Origin of the sequence: Flaviaesturariibacter aridisoli (assembly GCF_004343705.1) — a bacterium.
In the GTDB taxonomy this organism is placed as follows: Bacteria; Bacteroidota; Bacteroidia; order Chitinophagales; family Chitinophagaceae; genus Flavisolibacter; species Flavisolibacter aridisoli.
The window spans coordinates 18,449-37,438 of the sequence record NZ_SKFH01000016.1 but is presented as its reverse complement, the minus strand read 5'-3'; the positions used below and the strand labels follow the sequence as shown (position 1 = coordinate 37,438).

The following is an 18,990-nucleotide window of genomic DNA, read 5'->3' as shown; positions in this document are numbered from 1 at the left end:
CAATAAATATTGCGCCCTATTTACGGTTGGCGGTCCAGTTGAGCACGTAGGTGTCGCAACCGAGGCCGTTGATATTCATCCGGAACGTGCCGCTGGCCTTGTTGCCGCTGAAGGTGCCGTGCAACTCGAAGCGCACCGCCGATGCGCCGCCGTTTTCGGGCTCCGATACCACGCCGTCCACCTTGTTTGCACGGATGGCGAACCCTTTTTGGGGGCCGATGCCCCGCTCCTGGGTGAGGCGCCTGTCGCAGTACCACCAGCCTTTGAACGTGAGGTTGCGTACCTCATTGCCGTCTTTCGACACATCGAAGGAAAGGAACGTTTCTTTCATACCGTTGCTGAATACGCCTTCGTAGTGACCGCGTCCGGCGTCGGAAGATGCGGTGGCCAGTGTTTCTGTTGTTGCGGCGGTGTTGCCGTCAGCTTCCTTAGGGGTGGCAACAGGGTCGTTGCCCGAACAGGCCAGCAGGGCCAGGGATTGAAAGAGCAGGATGACTATTTTCATTGGGCAACCGGGTTGAGTGGGTAAGTTACAACTGCGACTTTGCTTTTTCAAGATCCTCGGGCGTGTTGATATCCACACCGATGGGTTCTGTGAGCGCCATGCGCAGCGGCACGCCGTGTTCGAGAAAACGGAGGCACTCGATCTTTTCGGCGGCCTCCAGGGGCGTCATCGGCCACTGCGTGAACTGCAGCAGTGCGGCCTTTCGGAAGGCATAGACGCCGATGTGGCGGTAGTGCGGGATGTCGATGTCCTGCGCGCGCGGAAAAGGCACCGGGCTGCGGCTGAAAAAGAGGGAGTTGCCCCTTAGGTCGGTACACACCTTCACCACGTTGGGATTGGCCAGGTCGGCGGGGTCGGTGATGCGGTCCATGAGCGAGGCCACGTGCACGGATTCGTCTTCAAACAGGTCGATCAGCTGCCGCAGGGCTTTTGTGTTGATAAAGGGTGTGTCGCCCTGCACGTTGACCACGATGTCCACATCGCGGTCGGCCACGGCTTCGGCGATGCGGTCGGTACCGCTTTCGTGGTCGGCGCGGGTCATGGCCACCTGGCCGCCGAAACCTTCCACCTCGGCGCGGATCTCGGGCGAGTCGGTGGCTACCAGCACTTCATCGAAAAGCCCCGAGGCCTGCGCCGCCTCGTAGGTACGGCGGATCACGGTCTTATCGCCCAGCAGCTGCAGGAGCTTGCCGGGGAAGCGGGTGGCCGCGTAGCGGGCGGGAAGGACGGCTATTACGGTCCCCTGTCCCCCCAAGGGGGCACTTAGTTCGGACATACGTTATTCGTTTTGAATATTCCCAAAGATGCGCCCTTTTCGAAACAGGATCGTTTACAACCGGTAAAGCTATTCAACCCGCTCTATTCGCTTGTCGAACCAAAGCGTGCCGAAGGGCAGGAAGGCGGCGATGCCACCCGTTGCGAGCTTGCTGAACGGCCACTTCAGGAGGCTTTTCACGATCAGCAGGTGCGCGCAGTACAGGATGAACAGCACACCGTGGATCCAGCCCACGTACTTCACCATCAGGGGCTGGCCCCAGATGTATTTGAGCGGCATGGCGATGAACAATAACAGCAGCCAGGAAACGGCTTCGGCATAGCCCAGGATATGAAGGCGGCGGACGGACGGGTGTTGCATGGAGGGAAAGTGAGGGGAGAAACAAGGTTTCTCACCGCGAAGAAAAGAAGAAAAGAAGTTGGTACGCGAAGTTGAATCGTTAATAAAGCCTCGCCATAGGCGAGGCTTTATTATCCTCTTCGCGAAACGCTTATTCTCTTGTTTCCTTCGCGGTTAAAAACGCTTTTTCTTCTTTAAAATCTTTCTCTAAAGGTTGGAACGGCTTCTTTAGCAGCATGCCGAAATTCTCGTCTTCTTCATTCGGGTAATAGCGGTCGAGGCCGTAGCGGATGTCTTTCGGGTCGAGGCGGCGGTAGGTGCCCAGGAGGCGGTCCCAGATGGAGAGCACGGCGCCGTAGTTGGAGTCGGTGAAGGGTTGCTGCCAGTGGTGGTGCACCTTGTGCATGTTGGGCGAAACGAACACGTAGCTGAGGCCGCGGTCGAGCCAGCGGGGCAGCGAGATGTTGGCGTGGGTAAAGGCGGTGGCCAGCACGAGTGCCGTCTGGAAGATCATCACGGCGTACATCGGCGCGCCCGACAGCCCGATGCCGGCGATAAAGAAAAGGCCGCGGAGCACGCTTTCCACGGGGTGGTGGCGCAGGCCCGTGGTGACGTCCACGTTGTTGTCGGCATGATGCACCACGTGAAAGCGCCACAGGAGCGCCAGCTTATGTTCGGTGATGTGCACCAGCCAGCCACCGAAAAAGTCCAGCACGAGGAACGAGATCAGGATCGTACCCAATACCCCGGCGCCGGTCCAGTAGACGAGGCCGAAGCCTTGCCGGCGGCACCAGTCGCTCAGCAGTACGATCACTACGGCCAGCCCGGTGTGGATGGCGAGGTGCATGAGCGTAAAACCGAAGTTGACGCCCGCGTGCCGCAATTTCGTTCGCTTGTAATGCGGCTCCAGCAGCGGGATGGCGCCTTCGATGATCCAGAACAGGAGCAGGCCGCCCACGAGGAAGGCGAGGCGCTCCAGGGGTCGTTGCTCCAGGTTGCTGAAATGGTCGAGTATCGCTTGCCACATGAAGCGTAAGGTACAACGTGAGGCGTGAACCGTCAAGCGTGAGACGTTAAACCAAGGGCTCGTTGTTCACGCCTGACGCCTGGCGAACTAGTTCGTTCCCGGGTGCCGGAGCGAGTCGATCTCCAGGGTATCGGCCGGGATGGGCGCCGGGGGCAGCTCCACGTTGTCGAGCTGCCGGACGACGCCGAGGCGGGCGGGGGCGCGCTCGGCGCTCAGCTCGTTGAGGGTACCGGACTTGCTGCAGGCGGCGAGCAGGAGACAGCCCAGCAGCACCTTGGGAAAGGTATATTTCATGATTAGCATCTTTAGTCGACCTGTCTAATACAAGTACTTTGCCATTCGGCCGAAAAAAGGGGAATCCTTAACGAAACACGGCTGTGGAAAAGGGTGTGAAAAACGTACCTTTGCGCGCCCGGAGCGGCGCCTGAGGGCGCGTTTATTGGTCAATTAGTTTATTGGTTTATTGGTACTGTTCGCGGCACCGTTCGCGCTTTTCATAACCAGTCAGCGTGGTCTTTTTGAAGCGCCCCACTAATTAACTACTTAACCAATAAACCAATAAACCGCTTCGCTCCCAACTTACTATGATCAGTGTCAATAACGTTTCCCTCTCCTTTGGCAAGCGCGTGTTGTTCGACGAAGTCAACATCACGTTTACCAAGGGCAACTGCTACGGCGTGATCGGTGCCAACGGTGCCGGCAAGTCGACCTTCCTCAAGATCCTCTCCGGCGAGATTGAGCCCAACAAAGGCAAGATCGATATCACCCCCGGCGAGCGCATGGCCGTGCTGAAGCAGAACCAGTTCGCTTTCGACGAGGTGACGGTGCTCAACACCGTGCTCATGGGCCACGAGAAAATGTGGAAGGTGATGCACGAGAAAGACGCCATCTACGCCGACCCCGAAGCCACCGAAGACGACTACATGAAAGCCTCCGAGCTCGAAGCCGAATTTGGCGAAATGGGCGGCTACACCGCCGAAAGCGATGCCGCCACCTTCCTCAACGAGCTGGGTGTGAACGGCAACTTCCACCACAGCCTCATGAAGGACATTCCCTCCAACATGAAGGTGCGCGTGCTGCTGGCGCAGGCCCTCTTCGGCAACCCCGATATCCTGCTGCTCGACGAACCGACCAACGGCCTCGACATCGAAACGATCGGCTGGCTCGAAAACTTCCTCGCCGACTACCAGAACGTGGTGCTCGTGGTTTCCCACGACCGTCACTTCCTCGACGCCGTGTGTACGCACGTGGCCGACGTAGACCGCTCCAAGATCAAGGTATTCACCGGTAACTATACCTTCTGGTACGAAAGCTCGCAGCTGATGGCCCGCCAGCTTTCCGACAAGAACAAGAAGACCGAAGACAAGCGCGCCGCGCTCATCGAGTTCATCGCCCGCTTCTCGGCCAACGCCTCCAAGTCGAAGCAGGCCACCTCGCGGAAGAAGGCCCTCGAAAAACTCAACATCGAAGAGATCGAGCCCTCCAACCGCCGCTACCCGGGCATCATCTTCCAGCCCCTGCGCGAAGTAGGCAACCAGATCCTCAACGTGGAAGGCCTGAGGGCTTCAATGGACGGACGCAAGCTGTTCGACAAAGTGAACTTCTCGGTCAATAAAGGCGAAAAAATCGCCATCCTCAGCCGCGACCCCTCGGCCGTAACCGTGTTCTACGAGATCATCAACGGCCTCCGCGACGCCGAAGGCGGCAAATTCGAATGGGGCACCACCATCACCAAGGCCTACCTGCCGGTGGAGAACAACGAGTTCTTTACCGAAGGATTGACCCTGCTGGAATGGCTGCGCCAGTACGTGCCCCCGCACGTGACCGACGCCGATGAGCCCTTCCTCCGCGGCTTCCTGGGCAAGATGCTGTTCAACGGCGACGACATCCAGAAGAAGACCAACGTGCTGTCGGGTGGTGAGAAAGTGCGCTGCATGATCTCGCGCATGATGTTGCAGAACCCCAACCTCATCATGCTCGACCAGCCTACCAACCACCTCGACCTCGAAAGCATCCAGAGCTTCAACGAAGGTTGCCAGGCCTACCCCGGCATCGTGCTCCTCACCTCGCATGACCACACTTTCCTGCAAACGGTGGCCAACCGCGTGATCGAGCTGACGCCCAACGGCATCATCGACCGCCTCATGACCTTCGACGAATACATGGAAGACAAGCGTGTGAAAGAACTGCGCGCCGAGATGTACGGCAAGGCCATTCCCGCCTGATCCGCCTACTGAATAAAAAAAGCCCCTCGTTTCAGCGAGGGGCTTTTTCATGCATTTTCGTTGTTTCGGAGCGGCCGTTCGTGCACCAGCGCCAGCAACAGCAGAAAGGACAGGTTGAATACGAACAGCAGCACAGTGGCCGACTCAAGTCCGTTCATCGCAAGCAATCTCATAGGAAGTATGTTTGGCTCCGCTAAAGTTAAGCGCAAGTTTTTTCGGTGCTGCGCAAGTTTCAGATAATCCGGAATTGACCGTAGTCCGGCTAAGTGCAATCCGATATTTCTGCTGCTGAAATCCGGAAGCGCAGCAGGGCCAGGGCGTATTTTTGCGCCAACATGATCCTTCAGCACCTGCTCCGACTCCTGAAATTCGGCCTTGTGGGCCTGCTGGGCATGGTAGTCGATTTCGGGATTACCTGGCTGTTCAAGGAAAAGGTGCGCATCAACCGCTACGTGGCCAACGCCCTCGGCTTCAGCTGCGCCGTGGTGCTCAACTTCCTCCTCAACCGCGCCTGGACCTTCGGTTCGCACACGCCGAACGTGCAAGGGCAGTTGGTTCGCTTCGTGGCCGTGTCGCTGGTGGGCCTCGGTCTCAATACCGCGATCATCTATTTCCTCAACCACCGCAAGCTCAATTTCTACCTCAGCAAGGCCATTGCCATCGTGATCGTCTTTTTCTGGAATTACGGGGCGAATGCGTTTTTTACGTTCCGACCCATCCCCTGACCCCTTCCCGAAGGGAAGGGGAACAAACCTCACCCCTGACCCCGCTCCAAAGGAGCGGGGAACGCAAAGCCCCGATGCTGTAGGCATCGGGGCTTTGCAGTCAGAGACTATGACCTGGGTACAGAAAATGGCAATAAGACCTGCTTCACACAGGCACCCTTCGCCTCGGGAAGGGCCGGGGATGGGTCAATGCCGCTGCACCGGGATCACCGCCGCTTTCTTCCAGCCACTCAGTTTCCAAACGGTAAAATACCGGGCGGGCGTTCCGCCGCGCTCCTGCACGAAGGTGGTCACCGAGTCGGCGCGGTGGTACCAGCGGGCAAACTGTGTGCGGGCGTCGAAGTATTCGTTGGAGGGCACCACGCACCAGGCCTTGCTGGGATCGATGTTGTGCAGGCGCCAGCGGTTTACCCAGGCATAGTGGTGCAAGTCGTGCAGGTCGCCGAGGCCGAGCACCGGGATGTCGTTCGGCGCGCACCAGTAGTAGTCTTCGTGGGCAGCGGGAAACCATTTGTAGGCTACCAGCGGCGCACCGTAGGGCATGTCGTTGCCCTTTTCGCGGTAATAGAGCTCCGCAAACCGCGGTGCCACCTCGCCCCAGCCGTGCAGGTCGAGGGTGAAGTCGCCGAAGCCGTAGTCCTGCCGGTCTTTCGAGCCCATCGTGCCCGGCCAGGCCCAGGTGAGGCCGAGTGCAAGGATACAGAGCGTGAGGATAAAGCCGCGGGCGCCGGCCAGGTAGCGGGCGGTTCGGCGGGGGGCGCCTTCAGCGAGGTAGACGGCCGCTATGGGCAGCAGCGTAACATAGCCGGGGCCGCTCCAGTGGGGCAGCGTGTCGCGCAGCAGCGACAGCAGCAGCAGCACGCCGATCATCGGCAGCCCGATCCAGAGAAAAAGGCGCGCGGCGGGCGGCAACGGAAAGCGGCGCTTGCGGAGCGCCAGCAGGGCCATTACCAGAAGCAACACGATTACAGGGTTGTTATAAAGCACCTGGCCGCCCAGCTCGCGGGCGAAGCCGCTGCCGTTGAGCGCCCATTCCCGCACTGTTACGCGCTCGCTGTGAAAGCGGTAGGTGATAAAGTCGTTCTCCAGGTTCCAGAGCAGGATGGGGCTGATAACGGCGGCCGTAAGCAGGCCCGATACATACAGCTGCGGGCGCTTCAGCCAGGCGCGTTGGCGGAAGAGGAGGTACAGGCCCATGCCGAACCAGAGGAAGATGCCGTGCACTTTACCCAACACCGACAGCCCGGCCAGCAGACCGAAGGCGAGCCAGGGACCCCAGCGGCGGTCGTTCTCGTGTATGCGGACGGTGGCGTAGAGGGCTGCGCACCAGAACAGCATCTGCGGCGAGTCGGGGAGGATGAACAGGCCGGCGATGATGCCCGCGTAGACGGAGCAGTGGTACAGCACCGCGGCGATCCAGCCGGCCCGCGCCGAATGGAGCCGCCGCACCGCATGAAACAGCAGGGAAGAAGCCAGCGCGCAGCTCACGATGGAGCCGAGGCGCACGAAGATCTCGTTGTACTGCAACAGCAGGTTGCCGGTAAAGAGGCGGATCCACAGCGCCACCAGCGGCGGGTGATCGAAATAATTCCACTGCAGGTGCTGCGCGTAGGTCCAGTAATACACTTCGTCGTTGCCCAGCTCGAACAGGCCGGCCAGCAACAGTCGGAGGCCTGAGGCGACGAGGATGAGAAAAAGCAGGCGGATGCGATAGTTGGGCTGGGAGGGCATGCGGCGAAGGTACGTGAAGCGTGAGGCGTGAGGCGTGAGCCGTGAGCCGTAAGGCGCGGCAATAAAGAACGGATGCCCTGGGCATCCGTTCTTCGTAATCGGGCGACAGCAACTCACGCCTCACGCCTCACGCCTTCAATCGAGCGGAAAGTTCGGGTACTCCAGGTGGTACACGTCGGTGCCGTTGCGCAGGATGCCGGTAAAGCGGAAGGGATATAATTCCTCGATGTCTTCGATCAGGTCGAAGCGGCGGCAGCCGGCGGAAAGGCCTTCGAAAACAAGGGTAAAGCAGTGGTCGGGGGCGACGAACGCCCAGGCGGGTGCCTGCACGATGCGGTAGGCGCCCACGAGCGCGCGGCGGCGGCCGTCGTCCTGCACCAGCCAGGTTTGCGGCGCGATGCGGAGCAGGCAGGCGATGGTGAGGCGGCAGTGTACCACCGTGCTGCGCTCCTCGAGGGCGTCGGCCTGCACGGCAAAGCCGATCGCGGGGCGGGTTATGGTGGTCAGCGCGGCCATACTACCAATGTACAAAAACTAACGGGACTAAAGAAGCGGAGCCCTTGCAAGAAAAGAAAAAGACCCGCCGGGGCGGGTCCATTTATAAAGCATTTGTTCGCGATAGGCTTAGTCGATCACGGTCACGCCCGTAGCCTGGATCTGTACTTCCTTGGCGGTGCCTTTGATCTTGGCTACCTCGGCTTTCGGCTTGCCGGCGTCCTCGGCGTAGTGCTTGCGCTTGGCTTCGGTTTCTTCTTTCACCTCGGCGGTGCCGGCCACCTGCACGGTGTGGCCTACGATGTTTTTGGGGAGGAAGAAGGAGTGATCCTTCATTTTCACCATGATGGTGCCGTCGGGCGTTTCGAGCTTCATCCAGCAACCCATAGTCTGGCACACTTCCTTCACCTTGCCTTCCACCACGCCGGTGTAGGGCTGGCCTTCCTTCACTTCGTAGTTGACCTTTTCCGTGGAGAGGATGTTGACGCCGGTCGGTACGGCCGATCCGTAGCTGATTCCCTTGGCGGCGGCTACCGGTGCGTTGGATTCCTGTGCGCCGGCGGCGATACCAGTGGCGAGAAAGAGTACAAAGAAGTATTTTTTCATATTGCAGTTATTACGAAAGTAAAGATAGTACTTAAAGTCTTAAAGTCGGAAGTCGGGGGCGGGAGGCCGGGGACGGCTTCCCATTAATTCATTAACCGGTTCATTCATTAACCGGTTGATCCGGTTATTTTTTGTACGCTTCATTCGGCTTCCGCCCTTGGGCGCAGGCGGCCACAATCTTCTCAATGCGGGCCGCGCGGGTCTTTTCCTGTTTGGCGGAGACCACCTGTTCGATATAGTCGTTGCGGTAGCCCGGGGTAAGGGCCTCGAAAAAGTCCAGGGCTTTCCTGTTCTTTTCCAGCGCCGCCCGCAGTCCGGGCGGGGTTTCGGCCTTTTCGTTTTTGGCCACCCGCTTGAACCCGGCGCGGTTCACTGCGACCGACTCGCGGATATACTCCGTCAACTGCGTGGCGTTGATCTCCTCGGGCCGGGTAAATTTAATGGAGCGGTTGAAGTCATTATCCACGCAGTGGTTGAAAAGCCGCAGCCGGTCGCTCATGGCCGACCCGTTGAAGAAGGTGAGTTTCACATGCCCCTTAAAGGCGCTCCAGCCGCAGACCATTCCGTGGCTGCCGTAATTGGGCCCCCACTTCCACTCCTCTTCGATGGAGGGGTCGGCGGCCAGGGCGATGCGGCGCAGTTCGGCGCCGAGGGCGCGGCTCCAGGCGGGAAGCCTTTCGAGGTAGGCAAGGACCTTTGCTGTGGCAGGTTTTACGGCGTCGGGCATACGTTGTTTTTCGCACCGGAAAGTAGTGTTTTTCACCCCCGTTTCTTTCACCTTTTTTTGGGTAAAAGACGGGGAAAAAAAACACGGATTATTTTGCTAAAATCATTAGCTTTACATGCAATTAATCAATCCCGGAACCGGCTCCGAAAGTGTACCTTCAAAGGCCTGTTTCACTAACACTACAAATACGTACGACAATGTCAAATGCTGAAAAATTAAAGGCGCTGAAACTTACCATGGACAAGATCGACAAGGATTTTGGTAAGGGCAGCGTGATGATGATGAATGAGCGTGGTGAGCAGACCCAGGAGGTTATCTCTACCGGTTCCATCGGCCTCGACGCGGCCCTCGGTATCGGCGGCCTCCCGAAGGGCCGGGTGATCGAAATTTACGGTCCGGAATCCTCGGGTAAGACCACCGTCGCCACCCACGTCATCGCAGAAGCCCAGAAGAAGGGCGGCATGTGCGCCATCATTGACGCCGAACACGCCTTCGACTCCGCTTATGCCCAGAAACTGGGTGTGGACATCGACAACCTACTTATCTCCCAACCCGACTACGGCGAGCAGGCCCTCGAAATCGCCGACCGACTCATCCTCTCCGGCGCCCTCGACGTGGTGGTGATCGACTCCGTTGCCGCCCTCGTGCCCAAAGGCGAACTGGAAGGCGAAATGGGTGATTCCAAGATGGGTCTGCAGGCCCGACTCATGTCGCAGGCCCTGCGGAAGCTCACCGCTACCATCTCCAAGACGAACACCATCTGCATCTTCATCAACCAGCTCCGCGAGAAGATCGGCGTAATGTTCGGCAACCCCGAAACCACCACCGGCGGTAACGCCCTCAAGTTCTACGCCTCCGTACGCCTCGATATCCGCCGCATGACCCAGATCAAGGACGGCGAAGAGGCCATCGGTAACCGCGTGAAAGTGAAAGTGGTGAAGAACAAGGTCGCCCCCCCGTTCCGCACCGCCGAGTTCGACCTCGTGTTTGGCGAAGGCATCTCCAAGATCGGTGAGATCCTCGACATGGGCGTGGAAATGGGCATCGTTCAGAAGAGCGGCTCCTGGTTCTCCTACAACAGCGACAAGCTCGGTCAGGGCCGCGAAGGCGTGAAGGGCCTCCTGAAGGACAACCCTGCCCTTGCCGACGAGATCGAAGGCAAGATCCGCGAGAAGATCAAGGAACTGCAGAATGCGTAAACCCCCGCCCCCTGTCCCCCAAAGGGGGAACTTAAGTGGCGCCGTCTTACGGTAGCAGTCATTCCTAAAGCAATAAAAGGCCGGAAGCGTTTGCGCTTCCGGCCTTTGTCTTGAACGTAGATTTGAGTAAATGTTCGTTTAACTAAAAAACACTTCGCCCTAAGTGCCCCCTTTGGGGGACAGGGGGCCGATTATGCCCTTCCAACTCCAATCCCCTTACCAGCCCGCTGGCGACCAGCCCACGGCCATTCAACAGCTCACCGAAGCCATCAACGGCGGCGAGCGCCACCAGGTGCTCCTCGGTGTGACCGGCTCGGGCAAGACCTTCACGATGGCCAACGTGATCCAGAACGTGCAGCGGCCGACCCTCGTGCTCACCCACAACAAGACCCTCGTGGCCCAGCTCTATGGCGAGTTCAAGCAGTTCTTCCCCGACAATGCCGTGGAGTACTTCGTGAGCTACTACGACTACTACCAGCCCGAGGCCTACCTGCCCACAACGGACACCTATATCGAGAAGGACCTCAACATCAACGAGGAGCTCGACAAGCTGCGCCTCCGCGCCACCACCTCCCTCCTCTCCGGGCGCCGCGACATCATCGTGGTGGCCTCCGTGAGCTGCATCTACGGTATGGGTAACCCCACCGACTACGAGAGCGGCATCATCCGCATCGCCAAGGGCGAACGCAAAAGCCGGCAAAGCTTTCTCCACGACCTCGTGTCCTCGCTGTATACCCGCACCACCGTCGACTTTACCCGCGGCACCTTCCGCGTGAAGGGCGACACCGTGGACATCAACCTGCCCTACCTCGACGTGGGCTACCGCATTACCTTCTTCGGCGACGAGATCGAGAGCATCGAATCCATCGACGTGCAAAGCTCCAAGCGCATCGGCTCCTTCGACAACTGCGCCATCTTTCCCGCCAACCTCTACGTGGCGCCGAAAGACATCATGCGCGACGTCATCTACGAGATCCAGGACGAGCTCGCCGCGCAGGTGGAATACTTCAAGAGCGTGGGCAAGTTCATCGAAGCCCAGCGCATCAAGGAACGCGTGGAATACGACCTCGAGATGATCCGCGAGCTGGGCTTCTGCAATGGCATCGAAAACTACTCGCGCTTCTTCGACCGCCGCAAGCCGGGTACACGCCCGTTCTGCCTGCTCGACTACTTTCCCAAAGATTTCGTGTGCATGATCGACGAAAGCCACCAGACGATCCCCCAGGTGTCGGGCATGTACGGCGGCGACCGCAGCCGCAAGCTCACGCTCGTGGACTTCGGCTTCCGCCTGCCGTCGGCGCTCGACAACCGCCCCCTCAACTTCCACGAATTCGAAAACCTGATCAACCAGGTGGTATACGTAAGCGCCACCCCCGGCGACTACGAGCTGGAACAGACCGGCGGCGTGGTGGTAGAGCAGGTGGTGCGTCCCACGGGACTGCTGGAGCCGCCCATCGAGATCCGCCCCTCGGTAAACCAAATTGACGACCTGCTCGACGAGATCGACAAGCGGGTGAAGAAAGGTGATCGCGTGCTGGTGACGACGCTCACGAAGCGCATGGCCGAAGAGATGGATAAATACCTCGCCAGGATCGATATCAAGAGTCGCTACATACACTCCGATGTGGACACCCTCGAGCGCATCGAGATCCTGCGCCAGCTGCGCCTCGGCACCATCGACGTGCTGGTGGGCGTGAACCTGCTCCGCGAAGGTCTCGACCTGCCCGAAGTGTCGCTGGTGGCCATCCTCGACGCCGACAAGGAAGGATTCCTCCGCAACGAACGCTCGCTGACCCAAACCGCGGGCCGCGCGGCGCGGAACTCGGAAGGCCTGGTGATCTTTTACGCCGACAGCATCACCGAATCGATGCAACGCACGATCGACGAAACGACGCGCCGCCGCGAGAAGCAGCTCGCCTACAATACGCTGCACGGCATCACCCCCACCACGGTGCGCAAGTCCATCGAGCAGGTGATGGCCCAGACCTCCGTGCTCGACATCAAGGGTTACGATGCCGACTCGCCCCTCGCGATGCCGGAGATCGCTAGCCGTACTGCTTCCGCCGCCGAAGACGCCGAAGAGTACGCTACCATCCCGCTCATTGAAAAAGCCATCAACAAAACAAAAAAGGAAATGGAAAAAGCCGCCCGCGACATGGACTTCATGGAAGCGGCCAGGTTGCGGGATGAAATGTTTGCCCTACAGAAGAAACTGGAAGGGATGAAGGTGAAGTAGTTTGTAGTTTGGGGTTTGTAGTTTGGAGTTCCGCGATGCGCTATGATCAGCGTCCCGGGCAAAACTCCCACCAGAAGAACCGGAAGTGCTCATCAATCGCATAAGCATAACTCGTTTCTTCGCCTTTTTTTTCGTTGTTGTTGATCCGGATGGTATATACCCAGCGGCCCATGACACGACTCTTGTCTTCGAGAAGGATCCAATCCCCCACTGGGTTGAGGCGCCGGGGAAAGCGCCGGCGCCGGCTTCTCGCAAAAGCTTTGGGCGCGAAGATCAACTTGGTGGTAAGGCGGCTTCGCGTCTCGTGATCCTTTTGGATACTGTCGAGCCGGGCCTGAAGCCGGGCCTGTTCTGCATCGCTGGTACTGTCGGAAAACAAGCGCGTCAGCACTTCCTGATACAGCGGCGGGTAGGACAAGGTATCGACAAATTCAAACAAGGAATCATGCCGGCGCAAAAACATCGTTTCGCGGTAATAGCTCACATAGAGGTCCGAATCGTCCATGATGCTTTCCACGAAAACAGTCCGGCCATAGTCCGGCGATCGCAACAGCTCCAGCATTTCGGCCTGAGAGGTACGGGATGATAGGCCCGGTGTCAAGATGCGAATGGTGTCGCCAAAATCACCACGTAGGAACAGGAAGGAGTCGCAGTTGTAATATAGACGGAAGCCCGGCAGGGGCGTGACGGTGTTCAGGCGAATGCCATGCTCTTGCACGAACCGTTGCGCTGAAGTCAACGAAGCATCCGCCTGGGCAGCTGCCCCTGCCGCACATAGCAGAAAGAAGGCAAGGAATTGAGCGCGCATATCGCTTCAACGCTCCAGAACCGATAAACGTATACGGACAACCGTTTTTCCTGCAAAGCCATTCAATACTCGCAATTGCCCAGCATCTTTCGCCGCACAAAGCGATAGGTGTTCCCGTCGGTGGCACAACGGTAGGTATGCAGCCCCACGCCGCAGTAGTGCGGCCAGGCAGCCGTAAGCTCACGGCGCCGCCGGTCGCGCTTTTCGGGAAACACCTGTACCTCGCGGGTGAGAAAAGCATGGAGCGCAAAAGTGCCGTCGGGCTGCTGCAGGTAAAATGTATAATAGGCGCCCGAGTTGCCGCCCGAGTCGTGCTTCACGGCCAGGTCGTCGCGGCCGTCGAAATTGAGGTCGGCCACCACGATGTCGCCAAAGTCCTGGTCCACCACTTCGCGCTGGTTGCCCCATCCTGTGCTGTAGGAGCGCACGTTGCTGCAGCCGGCGTATTCGGAGGAATAGAGCAGCGCCGATGGAAGCTCCAGCCGTTGCCGCGGCGTCGCTTTTCCTTTCGAATAAATACGGATGTGGATGATGCCCGAATGCTCGTCGTCACCTTCCCGGCGCTGCAGCTGCACCCGCAGGTCGAACTGCCGCGACAGCTTCGTGTGGCGGCAGGTTTGGGCCGCCGGCAACAAAGGATTGAATGAAGAAATAAGGAAAAGAAACCGGAGGAGCATGCTGTTGAAAGTTACAATAAGAAGCTTTCACCTAGACGACGTGCGCAGGTATCAGATCCGTTTTCAGATCGCCTGAAACCATTCGGGATCGGGCGCTTCACCCCTGAGGCAAGCGCTGAGCGCATCGCCGTGGAGACTTTGCAGCACGTTGAAATACTGCGGCAGGGTCATGTGGCCGCAGTCGCGGCCAACGTCGGCGCTGAACAGCGTAAAATGCTTCACCGGCAGGTCCATGAGGGCTTCGCTCACTCCCTGTGCGAAGCGCCGGGTGCGCTCGCCCTGGAACGGCGCCGGGTAAACAGAAAGTACGATCAGTTCGGGTCCGTAGGGTGCCAACACGCGCAGTAAGTCCGCCAGCCAGCAAGTGGCGAGCGCCGCCGACAAGTCGGCCGTCGCCACGATGCGGCCGAATGGGCGCAGGCTTTCCGTGATGGCCGGCAAGCCGGTTTTCTCCGCTTCCAGGAAGTCTTCGTAGTGCGGCAGAAAACGGAGCATTTTCTCCGTGTCGGACGGGCGGTATTTGTCCCCGCCGAAGCGCAGGCCCACCGAAGGCTCCTCGATAAACTGGCTGTAGTCGGAAAAGAACACCGTCTCCGCACCGTCTTCGTCTACTTCCGGCACCTGCAGCGTTTGCACTACCGACCAGCTGTCGAGCACGCCGAAGGTCCACCCCGGGAAAAGCGCTTCCCGGCTTTCCAGCACGGGCTTGCTGCTGTTGCCGAATCCGAGTACGGCTTGTTTCATCGCGTCACGATTTTTCAAAAATGTACAAAGTGCTCCAACCTTTCTTAACCCTTCTAAACCTCACTAAACCTTTCTTCACTTATGCTGCCGGAACAACCACTGCAGCAGCATCTTGTCGTTATACGCCGCGATCCAGGAAAAGTGGCCTACCTCGGGAAGCAGTGTAAAGCCCGGGTGGGCGCCGGCTTTGGTCAGCGCCTGCACCATCTGGATCGAATAGTCGGGGAGCACCGCCGGGTCTTCGGCGCCGTGGTAGATCCAGATCGGCACGCCGGCGAATACGGGCGCCCCGCTGAGGTCGCCGCCGCCGCACACGGGCACGGCGGCTGCAAACAGCTTCGGGTAACGCTGCAGCGCGTCGAAGGTGCCGATGCCGCCCATCGAAAGGCCGGTGAGGTAGATGCGGGTCGTGTCGATGAGGCCCTGCGCGCACAGCTTGCGCACGAGCGCCAGCACCAGCTCCATCGGTTTGCTGGGGGCAGCGTCCAGGCGCGCGCCCTGCACGTCGCCGAAGTTGTTGAAGTGGCCCCACTGCTGGCCGGCCGGGCATTGCGGCGCGAGGACGTAGGCGGGGTACTGGCTCATGTTCTCGTCGCTGGCAAAGGCGCCGACGCCCCACTTCAATTGGGACTCGTTGTCGTTGCCGCGCTCCCCGGAGCCGTGCAGGAAGATCACCAGCGGGTAGCGGCGGCCCTTATTGTAGTCGGGCTCCAGCAGGCGGTAACGCAGGGTGTCGCCCTTGTCGGACACAAAGGATTGGCGGCTGAAGCGCGGGGGCTGCGCTTGCGCGGCATGGAGTCCGCAGGCACAAAGCAGCAGGAGCAGGAAGCGACGGAAGCTCATGGAAGCGATTTGCGATCAAGTTCCGCAGAAACCCGGCAAGGGCCAAGTCTTTTTCCAGACCCCTCCACCGAAACCAGGGTCGGGGGCGCCGCAAGCGGCGGTTGCGCCTGCGGCGCGTCGCAACGTCGCTACGACACAACGGCGCTACGATACGTTTAACCAGCAGTAGCGTGTCGTGGCGCCGCCGCGCCGTTGTGCCGTAGCGAACAAGGCCGCTTGCGGCCGCCCGCCGTAGCGTCAGCGAAGGCGGGCCCAGGCCCGGAAGATCCGCGGCATGCTGATGATCGTGCGCGGGTCGGCGGTAAAGGCTTTCAGTTCATCCACGGTCACCTGCCATTCTTCTTCCGTTGCCAGCCCCTGCTGCAGCAGCGCCGGGCCGATCTTTTCGAGGGTATAGACCGCCATCCATTTGCCGGCGCCTTTGTGAAAGACGGGCTGCAGCAGGTCGAAGCCGGCCTCTTGAAGGCCGGCGGTGCCGAGGAGTTCAAACAGGCGGCGGCCAACGTGCGGGTCCTGGCCGTTGTGCCGCGCGGCGCGCTCGTACCAGTCTACGTAGCGGTCAAAGGCGGCGCTGGCCGGGTAGCAGAAGTGGCCGGCAAAATCGACGTCCTCCAGCAGCACGAGCCCGCCGGGGCGGGCGGCCCTGGCGAGGTTGCGGAGCACGGCTCCGGCGTCGGTCATATGGGAAAAGAGGAAGCGCGCATAAGCGACATCGTAGGTATCCGTGCTGTCGAACGAAGTCGCATCGCCCTGGGTGAAGGTGACATTCGGAACGCCCTCTTCGGCCGCATCTTTCCGCGCCAGCCCGATCAGTTTTTCGTCGAAGTCGATGCCCGTCACCTGCTGGGCATAGCCGGTCTTTGCGGCGGCTATTGACAACGATCCGCCCCCGCAGCCCAGGTCGAGGAAGCGGTGTACGGGGCCGGGCTCGAGGCGGCGCAGCAGGTCGAGCGTGCCGCCGTTGAGGATGCGGCCGAGGAGCGCCAGGCGCTCTTTGCCCGAGGCGCCGCCGGCGATGATGTATTGCGACATACGGGTAAGGTACGGCATTCGGGAAGGAAGTAGTTAAGTCGGGGTTCCGTAGAGACGCACTATGTGCGTCTTGTTACCATGTCCGTATAGGCACGAAACGCGTCATCGCATGGCAACACCAAACAAGCGCGGTAGGTACCCGCCCCGAAGGGGGCGGAATATCGTTAGCCCCGGGCGGCACGCCCGGGGTAGGATACGCCCGGCCGCGAAGGCGCGCCCTGTAGGGGCGCCATTTTATCCCTGGGGCTTAAGCCCCCGGGGAAGGCCCATTCTATGCGGTGGCACCCCGCCAGCTGGCGGATGCGCTTTGTTCCTACCCGCATTAACCCCGGGTTGCACCCGGGGCTACCGACAGGCTGCCCCTCCGGGGCAGTTCGTTACCGACGCATTTCCAAAGAATTAATTTTAGACAGCCTCTTATTGCTTTTAAAAAAAAGCCGGGCGAGCGCCCGGCTCCTTCTTCCTAACCCGTAACTTTCTTCGCCTTCGGCGTGTGATCGACCGTAAAGCCGAACTCACCCAGTTTCTTCAAATTCTTTGCATAGGTGCCTTTCAGCGCGTCGCGGCTGGCGGTAACGGCGCCCTTGATGGCGGGGAGGTAGCGGTTGCGCTCGCCGTACAGCTCTTCGAGCTGGCGCTCCATGGCGGTGATCTTTTCCTGGAGGGACGTCGCTTTTTGCAGGTCGGGGAGTACCTGCGTCCAGTTGTTGTCTTCCATCGCGTTGAGGGGAGATGCCGCGCCCAGCAGCACATGTTGGGCGCTCACGTCGCCGGCCAGCGCCAGCAGTCCTTTGGGATCCTGCGGAATGCGGATCCTGGGGTTTGTGTTTGCCATGAAATAAGAATTTAGAAACCGAATCTAGTAAGCCCGGCCATTCCGGCCAACGTAGAAATACGGTCGGAAAATACGGTACCCCGCCTGCAAGGTTGCGGCACCGGCCCCGAAGGTTGCGGGTCCGGAAGGGAACGTTGGCGCCGCCCCACTTCATGTTGCGGATGGCAACCGGAATGTTCACGGCCGCAAAAGCAACGTTGCGGATGCCGGAAGGAACATTGCGGTTGGCGAAACGAACGTTTCCGATGACAAAATGAATGTTGCGGATGGTAAAATGAACGTTGCAAGCCCCTCCCGCAATGTTCATTTTACCAGAATGAATGTTGCAGACCCCTCCCGCAACATTCATGGAGGGGTGACCGGTCATGGCAGGCAGGAGCGCCGTTATTGTACGAAGCGGGCCACGTAGCCGTAGTTGCAGGCGGCCCAGCCGCGGTTGGCCGCGCTGAAGTGGATCTCGTTGATGGTGAGGTTCAGGAACACGAGCACCACGTTCCAGCGGGCGCCGCCGTCGGTGGTTTTATACACCCGCCTGCCGTCGCTCACGTAGCCGTTGGCGCTGTCGAGGAAGTCCACGTCCATATAACCCGTCGTGCCGGTATAGGCCGTCAGCACGGGCGTGGCCGTGGCGCCGCCGTCGACGGTCTTGTACACGGTGCGGCCCGCCGCGAAGTAGCCCGTCTGGGCATTCAGGAATTCGATACCCCCGGCGTTGCCGCTGGCGCTGAAGCCGGCGGTCCAACTCGTGCCGCCGTCGGCCGTGCGGTAGAGGCGCCCCTCCCGATTCACCCAGCCGTTGGACGCGTCGATGAAGTGGAGCGTTGTGCGGGTGTTGGCAAAGGAGCCGAAATTGTACAGCGTATCGGCCGCTTGCGAGCTGGGATTAATCTTCCAGAAATAGCGGGCGCTGGTGGCGTAGCAGGTGCCGGCCGCAGGCATGTATACGTCGTGGAAGTTCGTGAACACATCGCGCGTGTTATAGATATACGAGAAGAAGCTGCTGCCGTCGATGGTCTTGATGATCTTGTTGTCGGTGCCGGTAAACACGGCGGCGCTGCTGCCGAAGGCCGCGATATTACCCGGGTTATAGGGCGAGGCATAGTCCACCCACGAAGTGCCCCCGTTGGTGGAGCGGTAGATGCCCGCCGTGCCGCAGGCGTAGCCACGCTGGTTGTCGGTGAAGTAGATGTCGTAGATGCTCCCGGGCAGGCCCGTGTTGTAGGCCGACCAGCCGGTTGTGAGTGTGTCGCGCGGGCCGTTGTAGGGCGTAGCCGGCGGCGGCACGGTGCTTTTCTTTTCGCACGCGCCCAGGAGCAGGGCCGGCAAAAGGAGGCTGGGCAGGGCGTAAGTGCTGCGTACGTTCATGGCGGTAGTAGGCTGGTTGTACCGGTAAGGTAGGTATTTCTTCAACGGGTTGCGCGGGCACGGTGGCGGTGCTTGTGGCCACGGAGCAGGCGGTAA

At 59.8% G+C, this 18,990-nt stretch carries 21 protein-coding genes; 4 read left to right on the top strand and 17 right to left on the bottom strand.

What is annotated here, in order from left to right; translation table 11 throughout:
- Window positions 1–16: 16 nt before the first annotated feature.
- From E0486_RS11015 to E0486_RS10995, 5 genes are all read right to left on the bottom strand, one after another.
- Window positions 17–505, bottom strand: a complete 489-nt coding sequence (locus E0486_RS11015) for a hypothetical protein (protein ID WP_131852233.1) — start codon at window positions 503–505, stop codon at window positions 17–19.
- A 25-nt stretch (window positions 506–530) separates the two neighbouring features.
- Window positions 531–1,280: a 3-deoxy-manno-octulosonate cytidylyltransferase gene (gene kdsB / locus E0486_RS11010; RefSeq protein ID WP_131852232.1), complete on the bottom strand. Its 750-nt coding sequence runs from the start codon at window positions 1,278–1,280 to the stop codon at window positions 531–533.
- A gap of 69 nt (window positions 1,281–1,349) precedes the next feature.
- Window positions 1,350–1,640 carry a DUF3817 domain-containing protein gene (locus tag E0486_RS11005; RefSeq protein WP_131852231.1) on the bottom strand — a complete coding sequence of 97 codons (291 nt, stop codon included), beginning with the start codon at window positions 1,638–1,640 and terminating at the stop codon, window positions 1,350–1,352.
- A gap of 130 nt (window positions 1,641–1,770) precedes the next feature.
- Window positions 1,771–2,646, bottom strand: a complete 876-nt coding sequence (locus E0486_RS11000) for a sterol desaturase family protein (RefSeq protein WP_131852230.1) — start codon at window positions 2,644–2,646, stop codon at window positions 1,771–1,773.
- 87 nt (window positions 2,647–2,733) lie between these two features.
- The gene (locus tag E0486_RS10995) at window positions 2,734–2,940 is read right to left on the bottom strand and encodes a hypothetical protein (RefSeq protein WP_131852229.1); all 207 of its coding nucleotides are present in this window, start codon (window positions 2,938–2,940) and stop codon (window positions 2,734–2,736) included.
- A gap of 290 nt (window positions 2,941–3,230) precedes the next feature.
- Here E0486_RS10995 and E0486_RS10990 point away from each other — a divergent pair, with 290 nt between their 5' ends.
- Complete coding sequence (locus tag E0486_RS10990; protein WP_131852228.1) at window positions 3,231–4,871, top strand: ABC-F family ATP-binding cassette domain-containing protein; 1,641 nt, start codon at window positions 3,231–3,233, stop codon at window positions 4,869–4,871.
- 47 nt (window positions 4,872–4,918) lie between these two features.
- On the opposite strand, the gene E0486_RS19295 is transcribed toward E0486_RS10990, so the two are convergent.
- On the bottom strand, window positions 4,919–5,044 hold the full coding sequence (locus tag E0486_RS19295) for a hypothetical protein (RefSeq protein ID WP_262709630.1): 126 nt from the start codon (window positions 5,042–5,044) through the stop codon (window positions 4,919–4,921).
- 162 nt (window positions 5,045–5,206) lie between these two features.
- On the opposite strand from E0486_RS19295, the gene E0486_RS10985 reads away from it, so the two are divergent.
- On the top strand, window positions 5,207–5,596 hold the full coding sequence (locus E0486_RS10985; RefSeq protein WP_131852227.1) for a GtrA family protein: 390 nt from the start codon (window positions 5,207–5,209) through the stop codon (window positions 5,594–5,596).
- A 186-nt stretch (window positions 5,597–5,782) separates the two neighbouring features.
- Here the strand turns inward: E0486_RS10985 and E0486_RS10980 are convergent, their stop codons facing one another.
- The 4 genes from E0486_RS10980 to E0486_RS10965 form a co-directional block, all read right to left on the bottom strand.
- Window positions 5,783–7,327 (bottom strand): ArnT family glycosyltransferase, encoded by a 1,545-nt coding sequence (locus tag E0486_RS10980; RefSeq protein WP_131852226.1) that lies wholly within the window; start codon window positions 7,325–7,327, stop codon window positions 5,783–5,785.
- Window positions 7,328–7,462: 135 nt separating this feature from the next.
- A complete protein-coding gene (locus tag E0486_RS10975) occupies window positions 7,463–7,843 on the bottom strand; it encodes a hypothetical protein (protein WP_131852225.1) in 381 nt (126 codons plus the stop codon).
- Window positions 7,844–7,951: 108 nt separating this feature from the next.
- The gene (locus E0486_RS10970; protein ID WP_131852224.1) at window positions 7,952–8,428 is read right to left on the bottom strand and encodes a DUF4920 domain-containing protein; all 477 of its coding nucleotides are present in this window, start codon (window positions 8,426–8,428) and stop codon (window positions 7,952–7,954) included.
- Window positions 8,429–8,552: 124 nt separating this feature from the next.
- Window positions 8,553–9,155: a YdeI/OmpD-associated family protein gene (locus E0486_RS10965; RefSeq protein WP_131852223.1), complete on the bottom strand. Its 603-nt coding sequence runs from the start codon at window positions 9,153–9,155 to the stop codon at window positions 8,553–8,555.
- A gap of 197 nt (window positions 9,156–9,352) precedes the next feature.
- Here E0486_RS10965 and recA point away from each other — a divergent pair, with 197 nt between their 5' ends.
- Both recA and uvrB read left to right on the top strand, forming a co-directional pair.
- On the top strand, window positions 9,353–10,354 hold the full coding sequence (gene recA / locus E0486_RS10960; RefSeq protein WP_131852222.1) for a recombinase RecA: 1,002 nt from the start codon (window positions 9,353–9,355) through the stop codon (window positions 10,352–10,354).
- Window positions 10,355–10,547: 193 nt separating this feature from the next.
- Window positions 10,548–12,590 carry an excinuclease ABC subunit UvrB gene (gene uvrB, locus E0486_RS10955; protein WP_131852221.1) on the top strand — a complete coding sequence of 681 codons (2,043 nt, stop codon included), beginning with the start codon at window positions 10,548–10,550 and terminating at the stop codon, window positions 12,588–12,590.
- A 46-nt stretch (window positions 12,591–12,636) separates the two neighbouring features.
- Here uvrB and E0486_RS10950 read toward each other — a convergent pair whose 3' ends face one another.
- From E0486_RS10950 to E0486_RS10920, 7 genes are all read right to left on the bottom strand, one after another.
- Entirely contained in the window at window positions 12,637–13,398 is a 762-nt protein-coding gene (locus E0486_RS10950) for a hypothetical protein (protein WP_131852220.1), read from the bottom strand.
- Between the two features lie 62 nt (window positions 13,399–13,460).
- Window positions 13,461–14,075 carry an XAC2610-related protein gene (locus tag E0486_RS10945; RefSeq protein ID WP_131852219.1) on the bottom strand — a complete coding sequence of 205 codons (615 nt, stop codon included), beginning with the start codon at window positions 14,073–14,075 and terminating at the stop codon, window positions 13,461–13,463.
- Window positions 14,076–14,138: 63 nt separating this feature from the next.
- Complete coding sequence (locus E0486_RS10940; RefSeq protein ID WP_131852218.1) at window positions 14,139–14,819, bottom strand: hypothetical protein; 681 nt, start codon at window positions 14,817–14,819, stop codon at window positions 14,139–14,141.
- Between the two features lie 75 nt (window positions 14,820–14,894).
- Window positions 14,895–15,662, bottom strand: coding sequence for a carboxylesterase family protein (locus E0486_RS10935; protein ID WP_131852217.1), 768 nt, complete (start codon window positions 15,660–15,662; stop codon window positions 14,895–14,897).
- A gap of 237 nt (window positions 15,663–15,899) precedes the next feature.
- Window positions 15,900–16,694 (bottom strand): class I SAM-dependent methyltransferase, encoded by a 795-nt coding sequence (locus tag E0486_RS10930; protein WP_165917290.1) that lies wholly within the window; start codon window positions 16,692–16,694, stop codon window positions 15,900–15,902.
- A gap of 463 nt (window positions 16,695–17,157) precedes the next feature.
- Window positions 17,158–17,529, bottom strand: coding sequence for a hypothetical protein (locus E0486_RS10925; protein ID WP_131852215.1), 372 nt, complete (start codon window positions 17,527–17,529; stop codon window positions 17,158–17,160).
- Between the two features lie 384 nt (window positions 17,530–17,913).
- Entirely contained in the window at window positions 17,914–18,939 is a 1,026-nt protein-coding gene (locus E0486_RS10920) for a WD40/YVTN/BNR-like repeat-containing protein (RefSeq protein WP_131852214.1), read from the bottom strand.
- Window positions 18,940–18,990: the final 51 nt, after the last annotated feature.